The sequence below is a fragment of the Paenibacillus oryzisoli genome, assembly GCF_050467285.1.
Classification (GTDB): Bacteria; Bacillota; Bacilli; order Paenibacillales; family NBRC-103111; genus Paenibacillus_E; species Paenibacillus_E oryzisoli_A.
Window position 1 is genome coordinate 63879 of the sequence record NZ_JBCMUN010000005.1, and the last position, 26916, is coordinate 90794.

Annotated in this window: 25 protein-coding genes; 4 read left to right on the forward strand and 21 right to left on the reverse strand. The window is 53.8% G+C overall.

Annotated elements, in window-relative coordinates:
* Positions 1-87 precede the first annotated feature (87 nt).
* Entirely contained in the window at positions 88-627 is a 540-nt protein-coding gene (locus tag ABE504_RS06055; RefSeq protein ID WP_430085876.1) for a 1,2-dihydroxy-3-keto-5-methylthiopentene dioxygenase, read from the forward strand.
* A 94-nt stretch (positions 628-721) separates the two neighbouring features.
* Here the strand turns inward: ABE504_RS06055 and ABE504_RS06060 are convergent, their stop codons facing one another.
* The 3 genes from ABE504_RS06060 to ABE504_RS06070 all read right to left on the reverse strand — a co-directional run bounded on the left by ABE504_RS06060 (position 722) and on the right by ABE504_RS06070 (position 2285).
* Positions 722-1513 (reverse strand): HAD family hydrolase, encoded by a 792-nt coding sequence (locus ABE504_RS06060; RefSeq protein ID WP_430085879.1) that lies wholly within the window; start codon positions 1511-1513, stop codon positions 722-724.
* 47 nt (positions 1514-1560) lie between these two features.
* Positions 1561-1743, reverse strand: coding sequence for a DUF896 domain-containing protein (locus ABE504_RS06065; protein ID WP_126145052.1), 183 nt, complete (start codon positions 1741-1743; stop codon positions 1561-1563).
* 140 nt (positions 1744-1883) lie between these two features.
* Positions 1884-2285: a LysM peptidoglycan-binding domain-containing protein gene (locus ABE504_RS06070; protein ID WP_430085882.1), complete on the reverse strand. Its 402-nt coding sequence runs from the start codon at positions 2283-2285 to the stop codon at positions 1884-1886.
* 149 nt (positions 2286-2434) lie between these two features.
* Between ABE504_RS06070 and lexA the strand changes: the two genes are divergently transcribed.
* Positions 2435-3052 carry a transcriptional repressor LexA gene (gene lexA, locus ABE504_RS06075; RefSeq protein WP_430085885.1) on the forward strand — a complete coding sequence of 206 codons (618 nt, stop codon included), beginning with the start codon at positions 2435-2437 and terminating at the stop codon, positions 3050-3052.
* 482 nt (positions 3053-3534) lie between these two features.
* Here the strand turns inward: lexA and ABE504_RS06080 are convergent, their stop codons facing one another.
* The 10 genes from ABE504_RS06080 to ABE504_RS06125 form a co-directional block, all read right to left on the reverse strand.
* A complete protein-coding gene (locus ABE504_RS06080) occupies positions 3535-4773 on the reverse strand; it encodes an aminopeptidase (RefSeq protein WP_430085887.1) in 1239 nt (412 codons plus the stop codon).
* A gap of 81 nt (positions 4774-4854) precedes the next feature.
* Positions 4855-6192, reverse strand: a complete 1338-nt coding sequence (glnA, locus tag ABE504_RS06085) for a type I glutamate--ammonia ligase (RefSeq protein WP_430085890.1) — start codon at positions 6190-6192, stop codon at positions 4855-4857.
* 30 nt (positions 6193-6222) lie between these two features.
* Positions 6223-6633, reverse strand: a complete 411-nt coding sequence (locus tag ABE504_RS06090) for a MerR family transcriptional regulator (protein WP_430085893.1) — start codon at positions 6631-6633, stop codon at positions 6223-6225.
* A gap of 95 nt (positions 6634-6728) precedes the next feature.
* The gene (locus ABE504_RS06095) at positions 6729-7979 is read right to left on the reverse strand and encodes an aminotransferase class I/II-fold pyridoxal phosphate-dependent enzyme (protein ID WP_430085895.1); all 1251 of its coding nucleotides are present in this window, start codon (positions 7977-7979) and stop codon (positions 6729-6731) included.
* Between the two features lie 2 nt (positions 7980-7981).
* Positions 7982-9310 carry a GTPase HflX gene (hflX, locus tag ABE504_RS06100; protein WP_430085898.1) on the reverse strand — a complete coding sequence of 443 codons (1329 nt, stop codon included), beginning with the start codon at positions 9308-9310 and terminating at the stop codon, positions 7982-7984.
* A 188-nt stretch (positions 9311-9498) separates the two neighbouring features.
* Complete coding sequence (gene efeB, locus ABE504_RS06105; protein ID WP_430085901.1) at positions 9499-10764, reverse strand: iron uptake transporter deferrochelatase/peroxidase subunit; 1266 nt, start codon at positions 10762-10764, stop codon at positions 9499-9501.
* A gap of 19 nt (positions 10765-10783) precedes the next feature.
* Positions 10784-11950, reverse strand: a complete 1167-nt coding sequence (locus ABE504_RS06110) for an EfeM/EfeO family lipoprotein (RefSeq protein ID WP_430085904.1) — start codon at positions 11948-11950, stop codon at positions 10784-10786.
* Positions 11951-11979: 29 nt separating this feature from the next.
* Complete coding sequence (locus ABE504_RS06115) at positions 11980-13461, reverse strand: FTR1 family iron permease (RefSeq protein ID WP_430085907.1); 1482 nt, start codon at positions 13459-13461, stop codon at positions 11980-11982.
* Positions 13462-13615: 154 nt separating this feature from the next.
* Positions 13616-14593 carry an AAA family ATPase gene (locus ABE504_RS06120; RefSeq protein WP_430085910.1) on the reverse strand — a complete coding sequence of 326 codons (978 nt, stop codon included), beginning with the start codon at positions 14591-14593 and terminating at the stop codon, positions 13616-13618.
* A gap of 68 nt (positions 14594-14661) precedes the next feature.
* The gene (locus ABE504_RS06125; protein ID WP_430085913.1) at positions 14662-15660 is read right to left on the reverse strand and encodes a lipoate--protein ligase; all 999 of its coding nucleotides are present in this window, start codon (positions 15658-15660) and stop codon (positions 14662-14664) included.
* Positions 15661-15729: 69 nt separating this feature from the next.
* Here ABE504_RS06125 and ABE504_RS06130 point away from each other — a divergent pair, with 69 nt between their 5' ends.
* Together ABE504_RS06130 and ABE504_RS06135 are read left to right on the forward strand one after the other, a co-directional pair.
* Positions 15730-16515: an N-acetyltransferase family protein gene (locus ABE504_RS06130; protein WP_430085916.1), complete on the forward strand. Its 786-nt coding sequence runs from the start codon at positions 15730-15732 to the stop codon at positions 16513-16515.
* 103 nt (positions 16516-16618) lie between these two features.
* The gene (locus ABE504_RS06135) at positions 16619-17488 is read left to right on the forward strand and encodes an SDR family oxidoreductase (RefSeq protein ID WP_430085918.1); all 870 of its coding nucleotides are present in this window, start codon (positions 16619-16621) and stop codon (positions 17486-17488) included.
* A gap of 59 nt (positions 17489-17547) precedes the next feature.
* Here ABE504_RS06135 and ABE504_RS06140 read toward each other — a convergent pair whose 3' ends face one another.
* From ABE504_RS06140 to mutL, 8 genes are all read right to left on the reverse strand, one after another.
* The gene (locus ABE504_RS06140) at positions 17548-18291 is read right to left on the reverse strand and encodes a YdcF family protein (protein ID WP_430085920.1); all 744 of its coding nucleotides are present in this window, start codon (positions 18289-18291) and stop codon (positions 17548-17550) included.
* An 8-nt stretch (positions 18292-18299) separates the two neighbouring features.
* The gene (locus ABE504_RS06145; protein ID WP_430085923.1) at positions 18300-18959 is read right to left on the reverse strand and encodes an alpha/beta hydrolase; all 660 of its coding nucleotides are present in this window, start codon (positions 18957-18959) and stop codon (positions 18300-18302) included.
* 50 nt (positions 18960-19009) lie between these two features.
* Positions 19010-19714: a peptidylprolyl isomerase gene (locus ABE504_RS06150; protein WP_430085926.1), complete on the reverse strand. Its 705-nt coding sequence runs from the start codon at positions 19712-19714 to the stop codon at positions 19010-19012.
* Positions 19715-19742: 28 nt separating this feature from the next.
* Positions 19743-22397, reverse strand: a complete 2655-nt coding sequence (locus ABE504_RS06155) for a PBP1A family penicillin-binding protein (protein WP_430085928.1) — start codon at positions 22395-22397, stop codon at positions 19743-19745.
* A 289-nt stretch (positions 22398-22686) separates the two neighbouring features.
* On the reverse strand, positions 22687-22926 hold the full coding sequence (gene hfq / locus ABE504_RS06160) for an RNA chaperone Hfq (protein WP_430085931.1): 240 nt from the start codon (positions 22924-22926) through the stop codon (positions 22687-22689).
* Between the two features lie 67 nt (positions 22927-22993).
* Complete coding sequence (gene miaA / locus ABE504_RS06165) at positions 22994-23962, reverse strand: tRNA (adenosine(37)-N6)-dimethylallyltransferase MiaA (protein WP_430085935.1); 969 nt, start codon at positions 23960-23962, stop codon at positions 22994-22996.
* A complete protein-coding gene (locus ABE504_RS06170; protein ID WP_430085937.1) occupies positions 23959-24732 on the reverse strand; it encodes a class I SAM-dependent methyltransferase in 774 nt (257 codons plus the stop codon). The genes miaA and ABE504_RS06170 overlap by 4 nt, the downstream gene beginning before the upstream one ends.
* Before the next feature lie 4 nt (positions 24733-24736).
* On the reverse strand, positions 24737-26914 hold the full coding sequence (gene mutL, locus ABE504_RS06175) for a DNA mismatch repair endonuclease MutL (RefSeq protein ID WP_430085940.1): 2178 nt from the start codon (positions 26912-26914) through the stop codon (positions 24737-24739).
* Positions 26915-26916: the final 2 nt, after the last annotated feature.

Genomic DNA, 26916 nt, shown 5'->3' on the forward strand with positions numbered 1-26916 from the left:
GGATTTTCTTATGATCTTCCATCGACAGTTAACTTTCTTTGCTTTATAATAATGATTATATTTTGTAGAAAGAAAGAGGGATGCCAAGTGGCAGAAATTAGAATCCGCAATACAAACGAGCGCATCACAGGCGAAGCGAACGTCAAAGCCTTTTTGGATAGCCAAGAAGTCGTATACGAACACTGGGATGCAGGCAAAATGCCAGAAGCGCTGCGAGAAAAATTCGTGCTCAACGATGAGGAAAAAGCTGAGATTTTGGCAACCTATGACGCCGAAATTAGAGATTTGGCTGCACGCCGCGGTTATGAAATCTGGGATGTTATCTCCCTTTCCGATGCAACGCCTAACATTGAAGAACTGCTTAAAAAATTCGAGCAAGTTCACACGCACACTGAAGATGAAATCCGTGCCATCGTATCCGGTAAAGGCATTTTTATCATTAAATCCGAAGAATTGGGCTACTTTGACGTTGAGCTTGAGCCAGGCGACGTCATCTCGGTTCCTGAGAACACCAACCACTTCTTCACCTTGATGGATAACCGCCAAATCGTAGCCGTTCGCCTCTTCATTGAAAAAGACGGCTGGGTCGCCTTCAACGTTGAAGATCCTGATTTCATCAAAGCGTAACAGCAAAAATAAAAAAGCCCAGCTGGGAGCAAGACGCATTCTTCCTCCTATGCTGGGCTTTTTCTCATGGAAAAGGAGCCGCGCATATGACCACTTATAAACTTGTAATAATCGGCAGCACTTCCTGCAAGCGCGATACTTCGAATGCCGGCTTGATCTCATCGCTATTCGTCAAACCATGATGATTGATCCAGATGTTTTTCATACCAATGCTGCCCGATCCAAGGATGTCCGTCGTCAGCTTGTCCCCGATCATGATCCCCTCTTCCGGAGCGATCCCGAGCAATCCTAATGCATGGTGGAAAATGGAAGCAGCAGGTTTGCCTTCTCCGAACTCGCCTGAAATAACAATATGATCGAAATAAGACACGATCGCCGGCACGCCAGCCAGCTTTTCTTTTTGCAAATCTGGAGATCCGTTCGTTAGTAGTAGCAATTGATAATTGCCCTTCAACGCATCCAGAACGCGGAACGTTTCCTCGTAGACGTAAGGGCGACGGCGGCGCTCCGCTGCGAATAACTCGCCTAACTTATACCCAAGCTCGCGATCTTCCACGCCGAGTGCCTTAAGCCCTCTCGTCCACGACTCCGTGCGGTAGCCCGGCGCAAGCTTCTCCAATTTGCGGAAGTTCTCGTTCTCACCTTCCGTAAAGTTGGCCCACAGGCCTTCGAACGGATTAATTCCGATCATTTTCGTAAATGGAAACGTTTCAAACGACTCATACAGGCCGCGAGCCTCTTGGCGAACAGCAGTTTCGAACTGCGACGGATCAACGCCAACCAGCTTCGCCGCCTCCGCACAAGTCGCTTCGAAAGCTTCCTTCACACTGCGGTCATCCCATAGAAGCGTATCGTCCAAATCAAATAAAACAGCTTTCAGTGTCATCTCATTCATTTCCCCTTTGAATGTCATCGTGATGGCCGCTTTGAAGCTTATTGCTCATCCGTAAACTTAATGTTGTCCAATTGCACTTTCAAGTTGCTGCGAAAGGCTTCTATATATTTCTTTCTTAATTCATTCCGCTCATCAATCTCCGCATCAGTCAAGCCAACTGTCTTGGCCTTGCGAGCCAGCTCATTGATCCGCTCAACGGTTTTATCCATGCTGTCGCTCATCGCTGTACCTCCAGTCCAAAAATACAATCTGACTACTACTTTGCCATTCAGTCATGGGAATGTCAAGAACACAACAGAAAGAGGCACGACGCTTATTACGCGCTGTGCCTCAGCTTACGATATGAACGATAGAATAGAACTTAAGGAAGCAGCAGTGACTGGCCTTCCTGCAGCGCGCTTGACTTCAAATGGTTCAATGATTTGAGTTTCTCGACATACGAACGAACATCTCTTTCCTTCGAAACGTTCGCCTGTGCAATACTCCAAAGCGTATCTCCCCGCTGGATAACGATCTTCTCCTGAACCTTGGCTTTGGCTGCCGTCACTGTTGTTGTGTTCGCGTTCGGATTAGCGGCTCCTCCGTCGCCGGCATAGGCTTGGACAATGGCGCCGAACGAGAAAACCGCGCAAATAATAGCAGCAATGACAACGTAACGAACGATCGTTCTGACCATTTTTCTTCGACTGGCGACTTGGCTGGATGCACGAGCAGATCTATGAAGTGAAGGGGTTGTGGACGTTTGTGAATACGCGATATACATAATAGAATCATCTCCCAAACATTTGTTCTGATATCAGAATAACACGAACACATGTTTGAGTCAACAATTTGTTCGAACTTATGTTTGTACGAACTCGGGTTCTGTGTTATACTTTATGTAATGATTCCCAGTACTGGAGTGATAATCACATGAGCAAGATTTCGCAGCGTCAACAAGCGATTCTAGAATTCATTAAGAACGAAGTGAAAGATAAGGGTTATCCGCCGTCTGTTCGGGAAATCGGCGAAGCGGTTGGACTGGCTTCCAGTTCAACGGTGCACGGGCATTTGGAGCGTCTTGAGAAGAAAGGCATGATTCGTCGAGACCCTACCAAGCCACGCGCCATTGAGATTCTTGGTCTAGACGGCGTCGAATCGCAATTTGCCGTTTCCGTTGCGCGCGTGCCCTTAGTCGGTAAAGTAACAGCGGGTGTTCCTATTACAGCTACCGAGAACATTGAAGACTACTTCCCTCTCCCTACCAGCATGGTTGGAGACAACAATGTGTTCATGCTCAGTGTAATCGGAGACAGTATGATCGAAGCCGGCATTCACAACGGAGACTACGTCATCGTTAAGCAGCAGCCGACCGCCAATAACGGTGACATCGTTGTCGCGATGACGGAAGACGATGAAGCGACTGTGAAACGTTTCTACAAAGAGAAGGATCACATTCGTCTGCAGCCGGAGAACTCCGCGCTTCAACCGATTCGCTTGAAGAATGTCACGATTCTGGGACGTGTGATCGGGCTGTTCCGCGATATTTAAGTGCACAACGAACAAGGCCGCAAGCTCAATGCTTGCGGCCTTGTTCGTATGTTTATTGCGACGGCGGTACGTCTGCAATCGACACTTCTATCCTTTCCCTTGGTGCTGGCCCTTTTAGCGGCAGCTCCTCTGGCAGTAGCTCGCTGCCGAGCGGGCGAACGCGTGAGTTTCATCCCTGGCGTCATCCTTGGCGTATCGCGCAGCGGCATGGTTGGCTATTCTGCTAGCCTGTCGAAGAGCATCGGCTGACTAAAGTCTGCGATAAAGCAGGATTTTTCCGCGAAAATGGCATTCTCCTCAAAATGCCTGCAATAAAGCAGTTTTCGGGGCTGAATCTGCCAAAAAAGCGCGTTTTCACCAAAAATTCCTGCAGAATCGCAGGCATTTCATCAAATCGGGAGAGGAACGATGACAATTCCTGCAGATTCGCAGGCTTTGCTGCTCCTCCGCTTTGAAAACGCCATCGCTCCCCCACGTTTCAGCTAGAACGTAAGCGCCCAATTCCCTGCGCAGAAAATCGGCTCCACGGAACCGTCCGCCAGCTCCCCGTCAATGTCCAAATCGGCGGTGCCGATCATGAAATCCACGTGAATCAGCGACGTATTGCCGCCTCTCGCTTTCAGCTCATCGTTCGACAAACTCGCGCCGTCCTGGATATTGATCGGGTAGCAGCTGCCGAGCGCCAAATGGCACGATGCGTTCTCATCGATGCCCGTATTGTAGAAAATCCGGTTCAGATTCGAAATCGGCGAATCGAACGGCACGAGCGCAACCTCGCCCAAATACCGTGCGCCCTCATCCATTTCCAGCAGCTTCGCTAAATGTTCGTAGCCCACCTCGGCAGCAAAATCAACCACTTTCCCCTCTTCAAACGTAAACGAAAAGCGATCCACAAGCGCGCCGTTTATATTCAACGGTTTGGTGCTTGCAACAGTACCGCGAACACCTGTTCTCCGTGGCATTGTAAACACTTCTTCCGTCGGCATGTTCGCGACATAGCGAATGCCTTTCGCGTTCCCTTTGTCCCCGCCGAGCCAAATATGCCCTTCCGGCAGCTCGAGGCGTAGGTCCGTGCCTGCCGCTCGATAACGCAGCGCCTTATAGCCGCGGTCATTCAGCACTTTGCGCATGCGTCGCAATTCATCCAAATGCAAGCGCCAAGCGGCAACCGGGTCCTCCTCGTAGACACGATTGATTTTGAACACAGCATCCCACATTGCAGAGACGCGCTGATCCGCCGGCAGATCGGCGTACACTTTCGCGGCCCAAGCCTCCGTAGGCGCTTTGATGAGACACCAGCTGAAGGCACCTGTTCGCACATAATGCTGGTATTTAGCCCGAGCTGTTGCCGCAGCTTTGGAGTTCCGTGAAATTTTCGCTGCCTCAATGCCTTCGTACAAATCCGGATTCGGCACCTTAATATTCAGAAGCGCCCCGCCGTTCTCCACAAAACGCTCCAACATCGTCGTGTACCACGTCGGGTAGTAATCGACCGAAGCCTCCGTCCCGTGGTCGAATTTACTGCGAGAAATCACATCGTCCTGAAAATGGACATGAACGAAATTAGCTCCGGCTTCATACGCTTTTTGCACAATCAAACGGGTAAGATCCAAACATTCATAAGGCGCTTCAACCAACAAGTCTTGACCACTGGTCAAATTGACGCCAATTTTAATAACGAGCTCTGCATATTTCTCCAAATTACGTTCAAAATTTTCCATGATAAGTCCGCTCCTTCTCGTGAAAAAGCCCATCAGCTTCAGCCGGACTGAACACTGACGGGCTTCATTATCCAGTTAAGATTACAGAATCAGATATTGATCTCTTTCCCATTGGTGAACCTGGGTCCGATACATATCATACTCGATTTCTTTCAGTTCATAGAAGTGCGCCAGCGCGTGCTCACCAAGCGCATCGCAAATCACATCATCGCGAATCAGCTCGTTCAAAGCCTGCTTAAGGTTAAGCGGCAAGCTTGGAATGCCTTCGCTTTCACGCTCTTCCTCGCTCATCACATAGATGTTGCGGTCGGTTGGAGGTGGAAGCTGCATTTTGTTCTTGATGCCGTCGAGACCTGCAGCAAGCATAACCGCCAGTGCCAGATAAGGATTCGCAGCAGGATCCGGGTTGCGAACTTCAACGCGCGTGCTCAGTCCGCGAGAAGCTGGAATACGGATCATTGGGCTGCGGTTGCTGGCAGACCATGCCACGTAGCAAGGCGCTTCATAGCCTGGAACGAGACGTTTGTAGGAGTTGACTGTAGGGTTCGTAATCGCGGCAAAAGAGCGCGCATGGCGCAATACGCCAGCCATATATTGTCTAGCTACGGCGCTCAAGCCGAGCTTGTCGCTTTCGTCGTAGAAAGCGTTGACTTCGCCTTTGAACAAGGACTGGTGGCAATGCATGCCGGAACCGTTCATGCCGAACAGCGGCTTTGGCATAAAGGAAGCGTGCAGCCCATGCTGTCTCGCAACGGTTTTGACCACGAGCTTGAACGTTTGAATCTGATCAGCCGCTTTAATCGCATCCGCATATTTAAAGTCAATTTCGTGCTGCCCAGGCGCCACTTCGTGGTGGGAAGCTTCGATTTCAAAGCCCATTTCCTCGAGCGTCAGCACGATGTCGCGGCGGCAGTTCTCGCCAAGATCCATCGGCGCCAAATCAAAGTAACCACCTTGGTCGTTCAGTTCTGTCGTCGGGTTGCCTTTGTCATCCGTTTTGAACAAGAAAAACTCCGGCTCCGGACCCACGTTCATCGCTGTGTAGCCCATTTCTTCCGCCTGCTTAAGCGCTTGCTTCAGAATGCCGCGTGGATCTCCAGGGAACGGTGTGCCGTCCGGCATATAGATATCGCAAATCAGACGAGCCACTTTGCTCTCCGTGACCCAAGGGAAAATGACCCAAGTATCCAGATCCGGGTACAGATACATGTCAGATTCCTCGATACGCACATAGCCCTCGATCGAAGAACCGTCGAACATCATTTTATTATCAAGCGCTTTCTCAAGTTGGGAAAAAGGAATTTCCACGTTTTTAATACTGCCCAGCAAATCCGTGAATTGCAGGCGGATGAAACGTACGTTTTCTTCTTTCGCAATGCGCAGAATGTCTTCTTTGTTATAATTATTGTTGTAGCTCAAACGTGCCCGCTCCTCTCAAATTGAACTTCCTTATTTGTAAAATCTCGAAAGCTGTCCTTGGATCAACGATACCTGATCAGGCCGCTTGCTGCCCCCAATTAACTGCTGCTTCAGCATTTTGTGCAATTGAGAGTCGGTTAATTCCTTGCGCTTCACTTCCGTCTGCTCGTTGATGATCGTTGCGTCTTCGGAATCCTTATCGACAGGTATCAGCACTTGCTTGATCCCTGCGATATTGACGCCTTTCTCGATCAAGTCCTTAATCTCAAGCAAACGTTCCACATCGTTAAACGAATAAAGGCGTTGATTGCCGGCTGTGCGCGCTGGAATAATCAGCTCATGCTGTTCGTAATACCGTATTTGTCTAGCGGTCAAATCTGTCAGCTTCATGACGATCCCGATCGGGAAAAGCGCCATATTCCTACGTATTTCATCGCTCATGCTAATCACTCCTGGTCAGTAAGTACCTCACTCTTATTGTATCCATCTAACAAAAACGTGTCAAGGAGTGTAAGGTTTGGTCACACTTTTTAATTTCAAAGTAATCCCTTGTCTTCCATGTGTTGGATGGCAGTTAGTACACCTAACTTGCAGTGTGAGTAGGTCAAGCCGCCTTGCATATAGGCGATAAAAGGCTCCCGAATCGGCGCATCCGCCGACAATTCCAGGCTGCCGCCCTGAATGAACGTACCGGCCGCCATGATGACCGGATGCTCGTAGCCAGGCATGTCCCAAGGCTCCGGCACAACATGCGAATCGACGGCGGACGCCCTCTGGATGCCCTGCACGAAGGTGATCAAATGCTCCGCGGACGTGAAGCGGATCGCCTGGATCAAATCCGTCCGCGGCGCGTCCCAACGCGGATGGCTCGTGAAGCCGAGCTCTTCGAATACCGCCGCGGCGAAGACCGAGCCCTTGACGGCCTGGCCCACCAGATGCGGGGCCAGGAACAGCCCTTGGAACATGCTGCGCGTCGCACCCAGCATGGCGCCGACCTCGCCCCCGATACCCGGGGCGGTCAAGCGGTACGCCGCGCGCTCGACGAGGTCGGCGCGGCCGGCGATGTACCCGCCGGAGGGCGCGATGCCGCCGCCGGGGTTTTTGATCAACGAGCCGGCCATGAGATCGACGCCGACCGAGGTTGGCTCCTGCTCCTCTGTAAATTCGCCGTAACAATTATCGACGAAAACCACCAGAGCAGGGTTGATTTCTTTGACAAATCGGACCATCTCGCCGATTTGCGCAACCGTGAACGACGGCCGCCACGAGTAGCCGCGGGAGCGCTGAATGCCGATCACCTTCGTGTTCGGCTGAATTGCCCGTGCGATCGCCGGGTAATCCGGCGATCCATCTTCCAGCAGCGGGACTTCGTCATACCCGATGCCGAAGTCCTGCAACGAGCCTGTGCCGTCGCCAGGCTTGCCGATCACTTTATGCAGCGTATCATACGGCTTGCCCGTGATATACAGCAGGTGGTCGCCAGGCCGCAGAACGCCGAACAGCGCCGTGCCGATCGTATGCGTGCCGGAGACGAAATGCGGGCGCACGAGCGCCGCTTCCGCGCCCATGGCGTCCGCATATACGAGATCCAACACCTCGCGGCCGCGGTCGTTGTAGCCGTAACCCGTCGAGGAAGCGAAATGATAATCGCTGACTTTATGTTTTTGGAAAGTGGCAATCACTTTCCATTGATTGCGGTCAATCGTCCGCTCAATGTGCCGAAACGAAGGCTCTGCCAGCCGTTCTGCACTCTCCATGAGCTCCATTACTTTTTCCCCAAACACCATCGTTACTCGTTCTCTCCTTCATCATGCGCGACCTCATGCTGCGATAACTGCTCCTCGTACGCAGTTAATTGATAAGCAACCTTGGCGTAGTCATCCTTATTCAGACGCACTTTGAACACCATCGCGTCCTCGTCCACATCGGTTTCCAAAACATCCCCGATTCGGTACATCAACGACTGATGATCGCCGCGGTTCGCCGGAATGCGGAACGTCTTCGTGTCCCCCATCAATTTATCCTGAATCGTGTTCCGAAGCAGCTCCAGATTCGCCTCCGAGAAGGCCGTGATTTTCAGGAATTCTCCGGGCGCTGTAATCAGCTCCTGCTCCTCTTGCGAACATTGATCGATTTTATTAAAAATGGTCAACTGTTCCTTCTGATGGGCGCCAAGCTCCTCCAGCACCTCAGCAACGACACGCATCTGTTCGCCGCGCATATCGGACGAGCTGTCGACAACGTGCAGAATCAAGTCCGCTTCATTCGCTTCCTCCAACGTAGCCCGGAAAGCTGCGATCAGATCGTGCGGCAAGTTTTGAATAAAGCCAACCGTATCCGTCAGTACAATTTCTTTGCCGCTAGGCAGCGTCATTGTACGAGAAGTGGGATCCAGCGTAGCGAACAGCTGGTTCTCGATATAGACGTCGGCCTGCGTCAATTGTTTCAAAAGCGTCGATTTGCCGGCATTCGTATACCCGACCAACGCCACCTGAAACACGCCGCTCTTCTTCCGTCGCTCCCGATGCAGCGTCCGGTGGCGCGTGACTTCCGTCAGCTGCGCCTTCAGCTCGTCGATGCGCCCGCGAATATGCCGGCGGTCCGTCTCCAGCTTCGACTCGCCGGGACCTCTGGTCCCGATGCCGCCGCCGAGCCGTGACAAGTTTTTGCCCTGGCCGGAAAGCCTTGGCAGCAAATAGGTGAGCTGCGCCAACTCCACCTGAATAATACCTTCCCGCGTCTTCGCCCGCTGCGCGAAAATGTCCAAAATCAGCTGCGTCCGGTCAATAATCTTCACGTCAAGTGCCGCCTCCAGATTGCGCACCTGCGCGCCGGAAAGCTCCTGATCAAAGATCGCGGTATTGCCGCCCAGCTCCTCCAGCTTCGCTTTCAATTCCTCGACCTTGCCTTTGCCGATGAACCATTTCGTATCTTTGGACTCTTTATATTGCGTCATCGTATCCAGCACGGCAACACCGGCTGTTTCCGCCAATTGCACAAGCTCATATAAGGAATATTCCGCAAGCTCTTCATTTTTCTTCTGTTTCTGTGTCACAAGACTGACGAGAACCGCCCGATCGGCGACATCCTGCTCCACGGTATGTGAAACTGCTTTCATCCACATGACTCCTTTCTGTCCCCTGATCAGCCTTCCACGCGCTGTCAGGTCTTCCTCGCTATTCCTTCATCATTGTGGAGGAAATGAAAGGGAAAGTCAATTTGCCCGGGGTGGAAAAAATGAATAAAGACGTTTCCTACCCACGCTGCCTCGTGAGCGGAAAACGTCTTTATCGATTCCACCAACCGTTATCCGAATAACGCTTGCCCCAAATACCCGCCCTTCGCCGTCACACCCGGCAGTACGGCAAAATAGCCGCCGCCCTTCGTCTCCGCATAGGCCAGCATCTGATCCGGCATTTTCGGGTTCGTCAGCCGCTTCTGAATCGCTTCAAACTGCGTTTGAATGTTCCGGTTATAACACACGAACAACAAGCCCGCGTTCATCCGGCCTACGCTGTCCAGCGTCTCCATAAAATTGTAGCCCCGGCGCAAAATGCGCTCCCGCTCAGAGCTCTCGCCCGTGCGCGGATTCGACAGCCGGATGTGGGAGTCGAGCGGCGTCACTTTCCCCTGCGCGTCTTCGGCATAGTTCGGCACATCCGCTTCCTTGCGCCCGTCCAGCGGTGCGCCAGACACCTTTTGCCGGCCGATGATGCCTTCCTGCTGAGCGTACGTCTGCTGGTCCCACGTCTCGATCCGCATCTGAATGCGCCGAACAACCATATACGTGCCGCCCGTCAGCCAAGACACGCCGTCCGACGCGTCCACCCAGACGTTCTTATTCATAAACGTTTCGTCCTGCAGCGCCGGATTCGCCGTACCGTCCTTGAAACCGAACAGGTTGCGCTTCGTGCCTTCCGACTTGACGCCAAGCTGGCCGGTTTGCTGCCAGCGGAGGTGAGCCACACCGCGCGCTTCTTTCGCCAGGTTGCGAATAGCATGGAAGCAAACCATGGGGTCATCGGAGCACGCTTGTACGATAATGTCACCGTGCGTCAGCTGATCTTCCAAAGAGTCCTTATGGAAAATAGGCATCTCGGTGAGGCCCGCCGGCTTCCGGGAATGGAGGCCGAAGCGGTCGGCTCCGTCCTTCTCGAACAGTGACGTACCAACACCGAACGTCAAGCTCAGCTTACCGGTTTGAAGGCCTATCTGCTCGCCGGTATCGGTCGGCGGAAACTCCAAAGGCTGCGGCTCGACCGCAAGCGGTTTGCCGGCCATCAGCGATGCCGCCATATCCGTCCATTTGCGAAAAAGCTCGATCAGCTCTTTCACATTGTCCGTCGTCACATCGAATGCAGCGATATTGACGCAGTTCTGCTGCGGGGTAACAACACCGGTCTGATGAACGCCATAGAAGTCCAGCGTCTCATTCACCGTCGCAGCAGAAGCTTGCTCGCCGTCCCCCGAGAAGCCTGTTTTGGCCTTGCCCAGCAAATCGCCGAGCACGACGCCTGCAGCTCCTGCAGCGGTCATCCCCAGAAACGCGCGACGATTCATTTTATTCGACATCCCGTTTCTCCCCTAACGCTTATTTGCTAAGTGTGCCCGGCATTTTCACAAGCGGCTCGGCCAGTGCTTCCAGCTTGTTTTTCAAATCCACTTGTTTCGTTTGCTCGATTTTACTGAAATCATTCCACGTCGCGCCAACAGGTGACAATGTGTTCATCGCAGCAACCACATCGGTCAACCCTTTGCTGATTTTTTCATCCAAGGCGGGATCTTTCTTCTTCAGCTCGCCTTTAACCAGATCGTAGATCGCTTGCGCGCCTTCCACATTCGCCCGAATGACCGGCACGGTCGCCCCGCTCCAGCGCTCTTCTTCACCGGTAATTTTGCTGGACTGCGCCTCTTCCATCAGTTCGCCAACGCCCGCAATGAAATCAGTTGGCGCAATGGTTGTCGCCGCAATACCTTGCTGCATTTTCTTGCCGTCTTCCAGCAGACGCGCCGCGAACGGCTCTGCGTCCTTCACATTTTTCTTCACAAACAGCAAGTATTCAATGCGGTGGTAGCCGGTGAAGGACGGATCATTCTCATCTTTAAAGTCGTCCACGCGGGCATCCATCACACCGTCCAAGTCGGCGAACGTTTCGATGATCGGCTCGATGCGTTCATATGGCATACGCGATGCGCCGTACGCTTCTTGCGCTTTTTTCAGATCGCCGCTTTTCACCGCTGTATTGAGTTGATCCAGCAGTGTGACGAGCTGGTTCCCTTGGTCTTGAACATATTTGTTATAGGCTGCCGCAGCCTCTTTCAGCGCCGGTGAAGCCTCGATTACGTCTTTATTGACAGCGCCTTTATTCTCTGTAAAAGACGTCGAAAGCTCTGTCAGCGCCGCCTTTAAGTTCGTGTTCAGGGCTGTCAGCGTCGGGAAGTCCAGCTTATCTTCTTTCAGGCCTGCCTCAAGCGGTGCTAGAAATTTTTCCACTTTAAAATAAAGCTCCGGAAACTTCGGCTTCACTTCGTCCTCGAAGCTTGCCCATTGATCTTCGAGCGTATCGGACAATTTCTTCGCATCTTTGACTTTTGAGGCATCAAGCTGTGTTTTAAGCGAGTCGACGCTAGCAATCAGTGTTGCTGAACCATCTTTAAACGGCACTTTCGCAACCTCAGTCGGCTCCGATTTGCCGCACCCTGCCAGCGCGAGTGTGGTTGCCGCAGCAACGAGAATGACGGTTAAATGTTTTTTCATGTGAGAACCCCTCCATAGGCAATTTATCTTTACTGTGCAATCGTCGTCTTTCGAAGCTGTAACTTTTTGCGCAAATCCCAGAGAATGGCCGTTAAGGCAAAGGCCAGCAGAACCAACTGCGGAATCGCACTTTCCAGCGTCGGATATAGGGCGAAGAAATCCCAGCTTGGCAGCCAAGAAGCCGTCGTCGCCGGTAAATAACCGGCTAATTGCAAACCATGCACGCCCATGCCGGCAAATTTGAAGCACAAATAGAAAACGAAAATGCTGGAAACCAAGAAGAACGGCCGCATCGGAATGCGCAAGCCGATTTTAAGAATCAGGAACGCAATAATGATTAGCAGCGCTGCGCCGATGGCAATACCGCCGAGCAGCGAGCCGAGGGAAATGGAAGATGCCATCCCGATCATGAACAGGACGGTTTCCGTACCTTCTCTGAACACCGCCAGGAAAGCGAGAATGCTCAGCGAAACGAGACTGCCTGTCGCGAGTGCCTTTAAGCTCTGATTTCGTATGTACGTTTGCCAGTTCGAGATGCTAGACTTGCTGTGCAGCCAGTAGCTCATATAGAGCAGCATAGCCGAGGCAAAAATGCCCGTGCAGCCCGCAATCAAGAAGTTGTTGTTGCCGAAAGCGCTAGCCGAGAACAACTGCTGCACGACGATGCCCAGCGCCACGCTGAGTGCGAGACCACCGTAAACGCCGTACCAAATCCAACGCTTCTTGTCCCCATGGCCGGATTTGTTCAAAAAGCCCAGCAGCGCGATGATCACGAGCAGCGCCTCCAGCCCTTCACGCAGTAGAATCGTGGTCGCGTCCAGCATCGTGTAGCTTGTTTTAGCGGCAAGCGGCTCCAGATCCTTGTGCATGCGCGCAATCGTCTCGGCCGCTTGGCTCTTCTGCGCCGGCTCTGCGGTGAGCTGCGCATACGCCGTCACCATATCCCGCTCCATCGAGGTATACACCGCCGATGACTGCGTAAGGACGATGCCCTCCACAACGAGCCATGAGCTGCGAAGCGTTCCTATGCTCGTGGCCGCTCCTGTCGTATCATTCGCCTTGAGTTGATCGGTTGCCGTTTCCAACAGCTTGACCAGCGAAGCGACCGTCACATCGCCGTTATTTTGTACCGCTCCACCAAACGCCTGCAGATTGCCGCTAACGAAATTTGAATTCATCTCATGCAACAGCTTCAAGGCTTCTATCAGCTTCTGCGCATTTATCGGTTGTTTAAGTGTCTGGAGCGAAACTTGCCCCATCGCCTCTTCAATTTTCTGATAAGCAGCGAGCGACTGTTCCTTAATGCCGTCCTCATAAGACAGCCAGCCCATCTGGAACTTGTCGAACAACTGGGACGCCTCATCCAGCTTGCCGGTCTCCGCAGCTTGAATGGCCTGCATAATGCCTTGATCGGCTTTGGCCAGTTCGTCCTCTCCCTTGGCGAAAACAACGAAAGGAACGCTAAGGAGGATTAACAAGGCTACGAAAGCGGAAAAGATCGTTTTTTTCATTGCCACAGCCCCTAACTACAGTGGTATTTAATTTATATGTTGATAATGATTATCAATCGCCGTCACTCAGTCTATTTTACTCTTATCCTTTTAACTGTCAATTAAAATTTTGCAAAAAAAATAGGCCCGCTTGATGAAAGCGAACCCATTGCCGTTATTTAAATTTGAGATCCTCCGGTCTGATGGACATCAACTCGTGCTTGGAAGGCGCATTCACGTACTGGCTGAGCAGTCTGACCGCCTGATGGCGCATCGCCTTCTCCAAAATATTGCGCACATACCGCGCATTGCTGAATGCCCGCCACGTCTCCGCTCGCTCTTCCGTCAAGTGAGCCTTCAGCTTCGCCAACGATTGCGGCAGCAGCACATACTCGCGTTCCTTGGCCATAAGCTCCGTAATCTGCAAAAGCTGCTCGATCGGATAGTCCTCAAACTCAATCTGAATCGGGAACCGGGACGGCAGCCCGGGATTCATCGACAGAAACTGTTCCATCTCATCGCTGTAGCCCGCGAGGATGAGAATAAACTCGTTCTTTTTATCCTCCATCCCTTTCACCAGCGCATCGATGGACTCCTTGCCGAAATCTTTATCGCCGCCGCGCGCAAGGCTGTAGGCTTCATCAATGAAGAGGATGCCGCCCATCGCCTTCTTCATTAGCTCACGCGTTTTGAGCGCCGTATGCCCGATATATTCGCCGACCAGATCCGCCCGCTCCACCTCGATAAAATGCCCTTTGCTCAGCACGCCCATCGCATGGAACATGCGCCCCATCAGCCGCGCCACCGTCGTCTTGCCCGTTCCCGGACTCCCCTTGAAAATCATATGATACACGTGCGCATTGCTCGTAAGCCCAGCCTCCGCCCGGAACTGGGAGATTTGCAGCAGCGCGTAGATTTCATGCACCAGCGCCTTCACATTATCGAGGCCGATCAACTGATTCAGCTCTTTGAAAATATCCGATAATGGACCGTCCATTGGCGTGCGTTTGCCCGTCATCTGCGGCTCAGCTTCAGCAAGAGGGGAAGCGTTCGTCTGCCCGCCCGTTCCATCTGCAAGCCGGCGCTGTCCGCCGCCTTCCGGCTGCCGCAGAACGATATTGATTTGTCTGGATGGCAAGCTCCTACCACTCATGTCGATCACCTCATAAGCATGATGGTTTGAATGTTCGTATCCACCATCTTACGCGGTAAAATGCCGATTTAGACCAGAAGCAGATCGACAAAAGCATCCAGGGTCAGCTGTCCAAAATACCGCTTCAAATCGACGCCGGCCAGCCGCTCGCGAATCGCGGATTCCTCGTACCGCACGCCTGTGAGCTGCGCTTCCAGCTCCGCCACATCGCTGGCGCCGAAGAAATCGCCGTAGATTTTGACGGCTGCTATGCTGCCCTCTTCAATCGTCATCCGCACGTCGATTTTGCCCACGCCTTCGATTCGCTTCGCTTGCTGGATCGTACTTTTCGGGCTTTTACCATAGTTCCAGTCCCAATTGGCATATCGGTCTTCGGAAATTTGCCGAATTCGCCGCCAATCCGCCTGTGTCAGCTTGTACACCGGAACCTGAGCCTCATCTGTCCCGAAGATTGAGGTGAGCAATTTCGAACGAAACTCCGCCATCGTGAGGGGTTCTTGCAGAAATTCCGCAATGTTCGCCACGCGGCTGCGGATCGACTTGATGCCTTTGGATTGGATTTTGTCCGGGTCCACTTTGAGGGCCGACACGACATTCTCCATTTCCGAGTCAAAAAGCAGCGTTCCATGGCTGAACATCCGGCCTTTGGTCGAGAATTGGGCGTTCCCCGATATTTTCCGCTCGCCGACTTGGATATCGTTCCTTCCCGTTAGCTCTGCCTGTACGCCCAACTTGCCAAGTGCGTCTACGACGGGCGCGGTGAATTTTCGGAAATTGTGAAAAGAATCGCCATCATCCTTCGTGATGAAACTAAAATTCAAATTGCCTAAATCATGATACACGGCCCCCCCGCCAGAGAGACGGCGTACGACATGGAGCCCCTGCGCCTTCACGTAATCGGGATTGATCTCCTCGATTGTGTTCTGATTTTTACCGATAATGATCGACGGTTCGTTGATATAAAATAGCAGGTAGCTTTCCTCGGCGGGAAGCTCTCTGAGCGCATATTCTTCAATCGCGAGATTGATTCGCGGGTCTGTAATGCCTTCGTTATCGATAAATCGCATGACGGTTCTCCTTTGCGTGGTGTATATTTAATAGATTCTTGATTTCCATTGTACCTGAGGTGAACGACAATGACCAATGACATTCCCTATTATCGATTTCTTGATGAGCTTGCCGCGGGCGCCTGGCCCAGCGAAAGGATGGATGCGTTCGAGAGCTGGCAGCTTCGCGCGTCCAAAGGTGTTACCCGGCGGGCCAACAGCGTGCTGACCAACGGTGAATTGCCGGACAGGCCCGAGTGGCTGCAGGAGATTGAACGGTATTACCAGGCGCTGGGGCTGCCAGCGATTTTTCAAGTCGGCGATGCCTCGCCGGCAGCGCTTGACGCTGATTTGGAGGCGAATGGCTATCTTGTGGATACGCCTTGTGTCATTATGACGGCGGAGAGCGAGAGATCAACGCAGTTGACGCAAGACAAGCTTGCGCGCCGCTCGACGGACGCTGCCGTGCCGGAAGTTCATTTTGCCCCAAGTGCTTCGCAAGAATGGATCAGTCGCTTCCTACAGCTTGAAGGGTATGCCGAGTCCCGGCGAAACTTCTACATCAAGCTTTACGATCGGATGCCTACGCCTAAGGCGTTCGTGCAATTGAGGCTGGGGGGTCAAGTGATCGGCGTCGCTACAGTTGTCGTCGAACGCGAATGGGCGGGCTTTTTCAATGTCGTCATCGACGAATCGTACCGCGGGAACGGCTATGGCTACGATTTGCTCGGAGCCCTCTCAGCTTGGAGTTTGGAGCAAGGGGCTTCCAGGCTGTATTTGCAGGTTGTCGCCGACAATGAGCCAGCGCAGAACCTTTACCGCAAGCTGGGCTTTGACACCGTATACCGGTATCACTATCGCGTGAAGCAAGTATGATCTCCTGCTCCTTGTTACATCCTAATGAAGAATTTCATAGGCTGGTCGTTCGCCTGACGGCGAACTGCCCGCCCATGTATCCAGGGATGAAAGGAGCACCACCATGACAACCGCTACACAACCCAAGCCGATGTTCCCGGCGCAGCATCAGAACCATTGCCCAGGCATCGAATCCGAGATGAATCCGCTGCCCGTCTTTGAACAGGCCAGCTACAAGCCCGCCGGCAAGCTGAAAGACAAAGTCGCCGTCATTACCGGCGGAGACAGCGGCATCGGCCGCGCCGTCGCGGTCGCGTTCGCCAAGGAAGGCGCCGATGTCATCATCGTCTATCTGAACGAACACAACGATGCAGAACAGACGAAGCGCCATGTGGAGCATGCAGGACGCAAATGTGTTTCGTTATCCGGCGACATCGGTGACGAAGCGTTTTGCAAAAAAATCATTGAACAAGCCGTCGGCACGTTCGGCAAGCTGGACATTCTCGTCAACAATGCCGCCGAGCAGCATCCGCAGACCGACTTTACGCAGATCACTACCGAACAACTGGAGCGCACGTTCCGAACGAACATCTTCTCGCAATTTTATTTGACGAAAGCGGCGCTGCCTCATCTCAAAGCAGGGAGCGCCATCATCAATACCGCCTCCATCACCGCGTATCACGGGCATGAGCAGCTCGTCGATTACTCCGCGACCAAAGGCGCGATCGTCAGCTTCACCCGTTCGCTTTCCCTACAGCTCAGCCCGAAAGGTATCCGCGTCAACGGCGTAGCCCCCGGCCCGATCTGGACGCCGCTGATTCCGTCTACTTTCACGTCGCAGGAAGTTGCCGAATTCGGCTCGACAACGCCGATGAAGCGCGCTGGACAGCCGGGCGAGCTGGCGGCGAGCTACGTCTTTCTCGCCAGCGACGATTCCGCGTACATGGCGGGGCAGATTTTGCATGTGAACGGCGGTACGATTGTGAACGGTTAGCCGCTGGAAAGCGCATAAAAGAAAGCCTGGCGAATCATTGCCGGGCTTTTCTTTGCGTGTCACTCGCCAAAATGAGAAAAAGCTGCCTCCGAAACGGGAATCCCCAGTTTCAAAAGCAGCTTTGTGCCATACCATTTCGTATAGGCTAACGTTTCGCGCGTATCGTGATACGGCATAAACAGCACTTCGGATCGAATTGACGACACAACAGGCTGCTGAAGGCCGATCGTTTCAGCAATATCGAGCGATCGGGCGCTGTGGTAACGATGTGTCACAATAATCGAACTGACAAGTCCGTTTTCCTGCATAATTTGCTTGCTGAACAGCAAGTTCTCATACGTGCTGGTCGCGCGAGGCTCCAGCAGAATCTGCTTCTCCGGCACGCCCTTCGACACCAAATAATTGCGCATGCCTTCCGCTTCCGTCAGTTTCGACCCGTTATGGTCCAACCCTCCGGACACGATCACTTGCTTGAAGCGCCCCTGCCTGTACAAATCGACCGCCAGATCCAGACGTTCCTGCAGACCTGGACTTGGCGTATCCTGCCGCAAGGAAGCGCCAAGTACAATGCCGACGTCAACCTGCTTTGGCAGCGGCTGCTGCACACCGAATTGTACCTTCCACTGAATAAATACGATCCAGGCGACGAGCAAAATAAAAGCGCCGACCACAAGCTGAAAAAATCTCACGAACGACCGGTACAGCTTGGATGGCGCTTTTTTCTTACCTTTCGAGACCTGTTTTCGTCTTGAAGCTGGCGCAGCAGGAGCACTTTGCTTCTTGTTCACATCCGGCTTTGCCATCTGCTCGACTACTCCTTTTCTAAAAATGCGCTCACTTGCCGAAACAGCAACGGTGCATCTTCGCTCAGGCAAATGAGATGATCCGCCCGGCTGTGCCAGTACAGCTCGCGCTGTCCCTTTACCTTGCTGTAAATGTAGCGGGCACTCTGCGGGTGAATCACTTGATCATTCTCCGACTGGGCGATCAGCGTCGGCTTATCAATAAGGCTCAACTCCGGTTTCAGGTGCCGAACCAGACGCGTAAACTGCCACGTGGCGAGCAGCGGCGTCGCTTTCGCCTTATCCAGTGAGATTCGCCGCTTGTATTTCCACTCATCCCGCATGACGCTAAGCATCTTGCCGGGGCTAACATAAATGACAGCCGTGTTGAGCAGAATGAGCCGTCGGACCGGAAAGCGCACCGCGAGATGAGCGGCCAGTAGACCGCCCATCGAAAAGCCCACCATATCAAAGCTGCCATGCGTCTCCGTCAACCGCTGCGCGTGCTGTTCGGCTGCACTTACCCAATCTTCCCAACGGGACGTATGAAGCTGATGATGCGTCTCCCCGTTCCAGGGAAGCCGCGGCACCTCGCATTGCTGCCCTTGCTCTCGCAAATGGCGAGCAAGCGGCTCAACTTCATACGGCCCGCCTGTAAAACCGTGGAACAATAGGCATGGTTGTTTCACGAAGCATCCACTCCTGTACAACTCACCATAAAATCATGTGCTGCTATAGTTTATTTTTCTTTAATGGAAATCGTGTTAATCGTTACTTTTTCTTTCGGTTTGCTTGGCGAGGAATCGCCGCCATTCGGGTCGAGTTCTACGGGTGTGTCGGCGATTTTGGCAATTGTCGCCATGCTGTCATCGGTCACTTTACCGAAAATCGTATAATCCGGCGACCGGTTCAAATTCGCGCAATCGGCGCCGGAACAGATAAAGAACTGCGAACCATTCGTATTCGGACCGGAGTTCGCCATTGCAACTGTACCCGGCTCGTATTTATGCGTCGTTTTGAGCTCATCCGCGAACTTGTAGCCCGGGCCTCCACGGCCTGTCCCCGTCGGATCGCCGGTTTGCACCATGAACGTCTTGATGATGCGATGGAACGTCACGCCACTGTAGAATCCTTCCTTGGACAAGAATACAAAGTTGTTAACCGTCTTAGGTGCTTCTTTCGCGTACAAATCAATCGTGAATGTACCTTTCGAGGTCGTCACTTCCGCTTGATACGTTTTGTTCGTATCAATGGTCATATCCGGCGCTTTGCTCCACTGCTTCTGGGCGGTGTTTGCCCCAGCCGTGCTTGCCGGCGCAGAGCTTGCCGGAGAAGCTGCACCACTCTCCGGTTTATTGCCGCAGCCGCTGACCACTAGTGTCAAAGCTAGTACTGCAAGAGGAAGCAGCTTCATTGTCTTGCTTCGATTCATTGAACGTTTCATTGCGATTAGCCTCCATGATTGTTAAAAATTAAGTGCCGCTGCGGACCGTTCCGTCCGCAGGTTTATTGGTCGGCGTCGGACTTGGCGTCGGACTCGTATTGCCGCCCGTACCGCCGCCAGTGCCTACTCCCGTGCCTCCGCCGGGAGTCGTGCCGGGAGTCGTGCCGGTTCCGCCGCCTGTACCGGCGCCTCCGCCCGCTCCGGGCTTCTGACTCGGCGTCGGGGTTGGGCTCGTGCCAGGCACGCCGCCTTCATTGCCAGTCCCCGGCTTAGGTGAGACGCCTGGGGATGGCTTGGTTCCAGGCGATGGCGATGGTGACGAGCCGGGACCACCTGGAGACGGCGTCGGGGACACGCCTGGGGATGGCGATGTGCCGGGACTGCCGGTCGGCAGGCCCGTATCTTTCGGAACGTCAACTGTCACGACGTTCGACTTCGGCCCCTGCGTATTTGTATCGAGTGCGAGCGGAATAACATAATACTGGTACGAGCCGCCGCTTTCTACCGTGGGATCGTCGACTTCCGGCGTTGCCGACTGAATGACCATTTTGGCCTCCGCTTCGGCAGCGCCTTTACGATACAATTGGTAGCCCATTTTATCGCCGGTCGGGCTCCAGGTAATCTTCACTGCTTTTTTCTCCGGCATGTAGACAGCCGCAAGATCGGTAATCGTACCGACCGGAGGCGGTTCCGTCAAATCCGGCACGTTCGCAGGCTTCACGAAGCTCGTAACTTGACGCCCTTCCAGCGATTTCGACATGATCTCTTTGAAAATCGCCGAAGGTCCGCCGCTGCCGACCGTTACATAATGCTTCGAATCGACCTTGTCGAAACCTTCCCATACTGCCGCCGTCCACTCCGGCGTATAGCCGACGAACCAGACGTCGCGGTCGTACTGCTCGATACCTTTAATATCCAGACCGGTGGAACCGGTTTTTCCGGCGACGGGCCTGTTGAACTTAGCTTTCGTCCCTGTCCCGCCATCGACGACGCCTTGCAGCAGCAAGGTCATATAATAGGCCGTATTGGCCTTCATGACCTGCTTCTTCTCCTGCTTGTATGCGGCGATTTCCTTGCCGCCGGCATCCGTAATTTTCAGAATCGCATGCGTCTTGTTCTGCACGCCTTGATTCGCGAAAGCGGAATACGCCCCCGCCATCTGCAGCGGCGAAGCTCCGTTCGTCAAGCCGCCAAGCGCAATAGACAAGTTGCGATCCTTCTGCGGATCCAGCGGAATCCCAAGCTTTTTCGCAAAATCCATACCCTGCGTCACGCCCAATTGTTCCAGAAGCCAGACGGGAGCCAAATTGTACGATTTTTTCACCGCTTCAAACATCGTCACTTGCCCGTGCGTAATCCGGTCGAAGTTGCGAGGTGAATACGTCCCATTGCCGAAAGACGTCTGAGTATCGTCCAGCACCGAATATGGCGTGTAATTGCCGGTTTCGAGCGCCGGCCCATAGACCGCGATCGGCTTGAACGAGGAGCCCGGCTGACGCTGCGAATAGATACGGCTGAACCCTTTCTGCTGGTAATCGCGTCCGCCAATGAGCGCCATGATGCCGCCGGTCTTGTTGTCCAAAATGACGGTCGAGCTTTGAATCTTCTGCCCATCGGAAGCGTCCTTCTGGAAGAAACTCGGATTCGCATAGGTCGTTTCCAGCGTTTTCTGCGCCTTCACATTCATCGTTGTGTAGATGCGGTAGCCTTTCGTCAGCAGCTCATCCTCTTCAATACCATACACATCCTCGGCCTCGTTCACGACATAATCCACAAAAGACGCATAGTCTTTCGTCGTTTTGCCCGTGGAAGCCGGTGGGACATAATCGACAGCCGCTGCCTCCGCGCGTTCCGCTTCTGTGATGTAGCCCTGATCGGTCATCAACCTCAGAACGACTGCACGCCGTTCCTTCGATAAATCCGGATGTGACAGCGGAGAATATCGCGAAGGAGCTTTAGGAAGTGCCGCCAGTGTTGCCATTTCCCATAATTTTAAATCATTGAGGTTCGACTTGCCAAAATAAACCTTGGCCGCTGTTTTAATGCCGTACGCGTTGCTGCCGAAAAAGATGCGATTTAAATATTTTTCCAAAATCTCTTCCTTCGGATACCGTTCCTCAAGCGCGAACGCAATCGCCATCTCCGTTCCTTTACGGAACGCGGTTTTCTCCGAGCTCAGAAAGACATTCTTCGCGAGCTGCTGCGTAATCGTGGAACCGCCCTCGACGGCGCTCATATGCACGACGTCTGTCACAAGTGCACGCCCGACCGCCCAGAAGTCAACCCCGGCATGATCGTTGAACCGTCGATCCTCTGTAGCGATGAATGCCTGCTTGAGCCGCTCCGGCACATCCTTGATGCTCACGCTCTCTCTGTTCTCACCTTTGTAGATCTTGGAAATTTCAGTGGCTGAACTTTCCTTGCCGCCTTCCTCCATCGCATAAATCAGGGTCGATTCGTTAGCCTCATCGATTTTGTCAAGGTTGGCATCCAAAATTTTGAAACCACTCATAATGACCACGATGTAGACAGCGAGCGCGCAAATGACGGCGACAATCGCCGCAATGATCGAACCCATGACGACTTTGCGCCAGCTGAATTTTTTCTTTGACGATTTTTTCCCTTTGCCCTGCGTTTTATTTTGCGGTGTCTTTGTTTGATTTGTTCTCGTAGGTTTCTCCACGTTCACCGACTCCTTACTCTGATCTAACCCAACTGAACCACTTTAGACGCGTAGATAAGTCAGGCTTCCCCTGTTCTCCTCGTTCCTCTTCAAGGTTACTGCATCCATCGAACGTATTGCAACTTCTTCAAAACAACCTCTTCCCGTCAAGCTTGCTCGCATCGCCATCAGCTTCTTATGTACAACCTCAATAAAAGAACAACCTTTATATAAAGGTTGCTCCACACAAGTTTCTATTCGGTTAGACGCTTCACGCCATTAAAAAGTTGCAAAATGCCAAGGTGTCCGCTTATTCGGAGGCTTCAGCCGATGCCATTAAGGAGACGGCGCGCTGCGGTGTGAACGTCGAAATGGCGTGCTTGTACACCATTTGCTGCCGGCCCTCGCTATCGATAATGATCGTGAAATTATCAAATGCACGAATAAGTCCTCTGATTTGAAACCCATTGGTCAAGTATACGGTAACGGGTATGCTTTCTTTACGCAGTTGGTTCAGAAAATTGTCCTGAATGTTAATGGTTTTGTTCATCAGTAGGTCCCCCTTAATGGAATGAAACGTTCGCCGGAAGGGCGCTATTTTCTATTGGTGATATTTGCTAATTATATTCGATTGGATGGCCAAACTTTCCTGCTAGTATATCACTAATCATTGTGAAATGCGCAGAAAAATTTGCCGTATCCGTCACATCGACCCAATGAATGTCTTTCATATGACGGAACCACGAGAGCTGCCGCTTCGCAAATCGACGCGTATCGCGCTTGAGCAGCGTGACAGCACCGTCCAGGCTAAGCTCGCCTTCCAGATAGGCGAGAATCTCTTTATAGCCGAGTGCTTGCATCGAGATCGCCGTCTTCGGGCAGCCGGCAGCCAGAATGGACTGGACTTCCTCCACAAGGCCTTCGGCCATCATGGCATCAATCCGCTCTTCGATCCGCTGATACAGCAGCGCGCGATCCATCGTGAGGCCGATGATACATAGTTCGTAAGGAGATTCTTTTTTCTGGGCGGCAAGGTGCGACGTCATCGTTTCTCCGGAGACATGGAAAATTTCCAGCGCCCGAATGACGCGCCTGCGGTCGTTGGCATGCAGTCTCTCCGCGCTTTCCGGGTCGACTTCCCGCAGCTTCGCATGCAGCGCTTCTTCGCCGTGTTGATCGGCGTACGCTTCCTGCTCCTGACGGAACGTCTCGTCCATGCTCACATCGGTAAACTGAAAATTATAGCACACCGATTCAATATAAAGTCCCGTACCGCCGACGATAAGAGGCAGCTTGCCGCGCCCGTGAATCTCTTCGATCAGCTGTTTGACGCGCTCCTGAAACTCGGCAGCCGAGAACGGATAGGCGGGATCATGAATATCAATCAAATGATGCGGCACAAGCGCCTGCTCCTCGGGACTGGCCTTCGCCGTCCCAATATCCATGCCCCGATACACCTGCATCGAATCGCCGGAAATAATCTCGCAATTGAAGCGCCGGGCGATTTCCAGGCTGAGCTTGGTTTTGCCGACCGCGGTCGGACCGAGCAGCACGAGTAATTTCGGCTTGGCCGGTGGTACTTTCACAGTCGAATCACTCCATACGTTGTTTTCGTGGTGGACCGCAGCACATCTTCGAATCCGAGTCTGGCAAACTCCAAGCTGTCCCGGTGCTCCTTGAGCAAGATGCATTTGCGTGCTACGCGCTTCGCTTCCGCAATCGCCGCCACGCTTACAGCCGCATCGTTAGCCCGGCTCCGCAACGTCGACATTGCAGCCGACTCCTGAATCGGCCTGCGGAACATCGGATCGAAATACACAACGTCTACACTTCCGGACGCAGCCTGCTGCAAGTAGGACATATGATCTGTCCGTCTCACTTCGATCCGCCGCATCGCGTCGTTCACCTCGGGAATGTCGGACTCGTAGCGAACGAGCCCTTCCAGAATCAGCATCGCAGGCACAGCCTCGCTTTCGAGCGCTGTTACCCGGCCTTGATCCCCCACGGCAAAAGCAAAAACAATGCTGTCGGACGCCAGCCCCGCCGTACAGTCCAGCACATGATCCCCCGGCGCAGCGCCGGAGAGCTCGATCAGTGCGTCGGCTTCGCCACGCAGCATCCGCTTGATCCGGACGAGCGACATGCTCGGATGGAAAAATGCGGGCGGTTCATCCTCTTCATAGTACCTGATCTCTTCCCGGGTCACAAGCAGAATGCCGTCATCCTTATAATTTCTCCTAAGATGTTCCAAAGAATACTTCTTTCTTGGCACGAACCTGCCGCCGTAACGGGCGGCAAGGCTGCGTGCATAGTCCGCCGTTTCCGGGGATGGGTCATACGATGTGGTTACGATCACAGGGTTACATCACTCGCTTAAACATTTTTTCCAGCTCATAGGTGGTGAAGCTCACGACAATCGGACGGCCGTGCGGGCACGTATACGGATTGCGGCAGCCCGCCAAGCGGTCGATCAGCGTTTCCATCTCCAGGATGCTGAGCCCTTGATTCGCTTTGATCGAAGCCTTGCAGGAGCACATAATCGCCGCTTTTTCCCGCAGCTTGGCAATATCCAGCGCCTTGCGCTCGGTCAGCACCCATTCGCACATTTCTTCAATAATGCCTTTCTCTTCGCCGGACGGGAACCAGTGCGGATAGGCACGAACAAGAAATGTGCTGCCGCCGAAAGATTCCAAATACACACCCGCTTGCTCAAAAAGCCCCAGCTTCTCGGCGAGCACGCCCGCCTCCGAAGCCGTAAATTCGAGCGTAATGGGCACGAGCAGTTCCTGGCTGGCCTCAGCAGGATTGCCAAAACGCTCATAATAATATTCATAATTGATCCGCTCATGCGCAGCATGCTGATCGATCAGGTACAGGCCGCTCTCATTTTGCGCGACCAGATACGTGCCGTGCATTTGCCCAATCGGCTCCAGCTGCGGGAACGCCGGGAGCTTGGGTGTGTCTGATTCGGCGCTGCCCGGCAGCGCGCCGAGGAAGTTCTCATGAGCCTGCCGCTGCTGGCTCAAAGAAGGGGGACGCGTCGGCGCCGTAGGCTGGGCGCGGAACGTTTCGGCCGGGCGAAGTGCTTCGCGGCCGCTGTCGGCCCGATTCCCCGCCGTGCTGGCGGGAATCGGCGCGGTCATGCCGCTCGCTGGCGACACGTCGCTGCGAGCGGGCGCAGCTTCGGCGCGCGCGGAGGCAGCGTCCGCGCGCCAGGATAACGCCGCAGGGGACTGCGGCTCGCGGTAAGGCGCGAGCTGCTCCTTGATCTGTTGCGGCGCTGGGTTGCCGGACGCGGACGGCTGTGCGTCCGCGGGCTGGAAGGGCGCAGCGCTCGACAGCGGCTGCGCCGAACTACCCATCGGCGGCATCGCACCTGCCTCTGCCGCCGCCTCAGCCAGCGTCGGGGCAGCCTGTTCCGACGCACTGCGCTCTGCATCCACAACCGGCGATGCGCCAAGCTGCGACGACTCCAACGTGCGGCTCAGATCGAGCTGCTCCTGCACGAAGGCGCCCTTCGGCGCTGATTTGACCGCTTGCGGAATCAGCACCTGACGGCCGAATAGCCGTTTCACCTCGGCTTCGATCAAAGCCGTCAGTTCCGCTTCCTTCGAGAAGCGGACTTCGAGCTTGGATGGATGCACGTTGACATCCACCAAGGACGGGTCCATCCCGATGTGCAGCGCCGCCACCGGGAACCGGTTGATCGGCAGCAGGGTGTGATACCCCTGCAGCAGAGCCTGATTCAGTGCGAAATTGCGCACGTATCGACCATTCACGATGGTCGAGATGCCTCCGCGATTCGCGCGGGTCATTTCGGGCTTCGCCACGAAGCCCGTGATCGTGTAATCCAAGCTTTCCACTTGGAGAGAAAGCATTTGCTTGGCAATCGCCGTGCCGTAAATGCCGGCGATGACCTGCAGCAGATCCCCGTTGCCGAGCGTCTGCAGCAGCGAATTGCCGTTGTGCTTGAGCGAAAATCCGATCGACGGATGCGCCAGCGCCAAGCGGTACATATAATCCGAGATGTGACCCAGCTCGGTCTGGATCGTTTTCATATATTTGAGCCGCGCTGGGGTGTTGTAGAACAGGTCGCGAACCGTGACTTCGGTTCCCCGCGAAGCGGCGGTTTCTTCAAAATGGCGGATCGTGCCGCCTTCGATCACGATTTTACGGCCCAAGCCGTCGTTCGTCGCGCTCGTCACGCACTCCAGCCGCGACACCGACGCGATACTCGGCAAGGCCTCGCCGCGGAACCCCAACGTCCGGATCGAGAACAGGTCCTTGCTCGTCGCGATTTTGCTTGTCGCATGGCGTTGGAACGCCAGCTCGCAGTCCTCCGTCTCCATGCCGGAGCCGTTGTCCGCCACCCGAATGAGGGTAAGCCCGCCCTCTTCAATCGTTACGTCGATGCGCGTGCTTCCGGCATCAACCGCATTTTCGACCAGTTCCTTCACTACGGAAGATGGGCGCTCGACCACCTCGCCGGCGGCAATCTGGTTTGCGATGTGCTCGCTCAGGAGCTGAATTTTACCCATGG

Bases quoted from the DNA above. Each gene is read 5' to 3' on its own strand.
- ABE504_RS06060 (WP_430085879.1), bottom strand. From the start codon at position 1,513: ATGACACTGAAAGCTGTTTTATTTGATTTGGACGATACGCTTCTATGG.
- hfq (WP_430085931.1), bottom strand. From the start codon at position 22,926: ATGAACAAAACCATTAACATTCAGGACAATTTTCTGAACCAACTGCGT.
- ABE504_RS06070 (WP_430085882.1), bottom strand. From the start codon at position 2,285: ATGTATATCGCGTATTCACAAACGTCCACAACCCCTTCACTTCATAGA.
- ABE504_RS06125 (WP_430085913.1), bottom strand. From the start codon at position 15,660: ATGCGATTTATCGATAACGAAGGCATTACAGACCCGCGAATCAATCTC.
- ABE504_RS06120 (WP_430085910.1), bottom strand. From the start codon at position 14,593: ATGAGTGGTAGGAGCTTGCCATCCAGACAAATCAATATCGTTCTGCGG.
- ABE504_RS06095 (WP_430085895.1), bottom strand. From the start codon at position 7,979: ATGGTGTTTGGGGAAAAAGTAATGGAGCTCATGGAGAGTGCAGAACGG.
- mutL (WP_430085940.1), bottom strand. From the start codon at position 26,914: ATGGGTAAAATTCAGCTCCTGAGCGAGCACATCGCAAACCAGATTGCC.
- ABE504_RS06130 (WP_430085916.1), top strand. From the start codon at position 15,730: ATGACCAATGACATTCCCTATTATCGATTTCTTGATGAGCTTGCCGCG.
- ABE504_RS06135 (WP_430085918.1), top strand. From the start codon at position 16,619: ATGACAACCGCTACACAACCCAAGCCGATGTTCCCGGCGCAGCATCAG.
- ABE504_RS06110 (WP_430085904.1), bottom strand. From the start codon at position 11,950: ATGAAAAAACATTTAACCGTCATTCTCGTTGCTGCGGCAACCACACTC.
- lexA (WP_430085885.1), top strand. From the start codon at position 2,435: ATGAGCAAGATTTCGCAGCGTCAACAAGCGATTCTAGAATTCATTAAG.
- ABE504_RS06140 (WP_430085920.1), bottom strand. From the start codon at position 18,291: ATGGCAAAGCCGGATGTGAACAAGAAGCAAAGTGCTCCTGCTGCGCCA.
- efeB (WP_430085901.1), bottom strand. From the start codon at position 10,764: ATGTCGAATAAAATGAATCGTCGCGCGTTTCTGGGGATGACCGCTGCA.
- ABE504_RS06090 (WP_430085893.1), bottom strand. From the start codon at position 6,633: ATGAGCGATGAAATACGTAGGAATATGGCGCTTTTCCCGATCGGGATC.
- ABE504_RS06115 (WP_430085907.1), bottom strand. From the start codon at position 13,461: ATGAAAAAAACGATCTTTTCCGCTTTCGTAGCCTTGTTAATCCTCCTT.
- hflX (WP_430085898.1), bottom strand. From the start codon at position 9,310: ATGAAAGCAGTTTCACATACCGTGGAGCAGGATGTCGCCGATCGGGCG.
- ABE504_RS06065 (WP_126145052.1), bottom strand. From the start codon at position 1,743: ATGAGCGACAGCATGGATAAAACCGTTGAGCGGATCAATGAGCTGGCT.
- ABE504_RS06150 (WP_430085926.1), bottom strand. From the start codon at position 19,714: ATGAAACGTTCAATGAATCGAAGCAAGACAATGAAGCTGCTTCCTCTT.
- ABE504_RS06080 (WP_430085887.1), bottom strand. From the start codon at position 4,773: ATGGAAAATTTTGAACGTAATTTGGAGAAATATGCAGAGCTCGTTATT.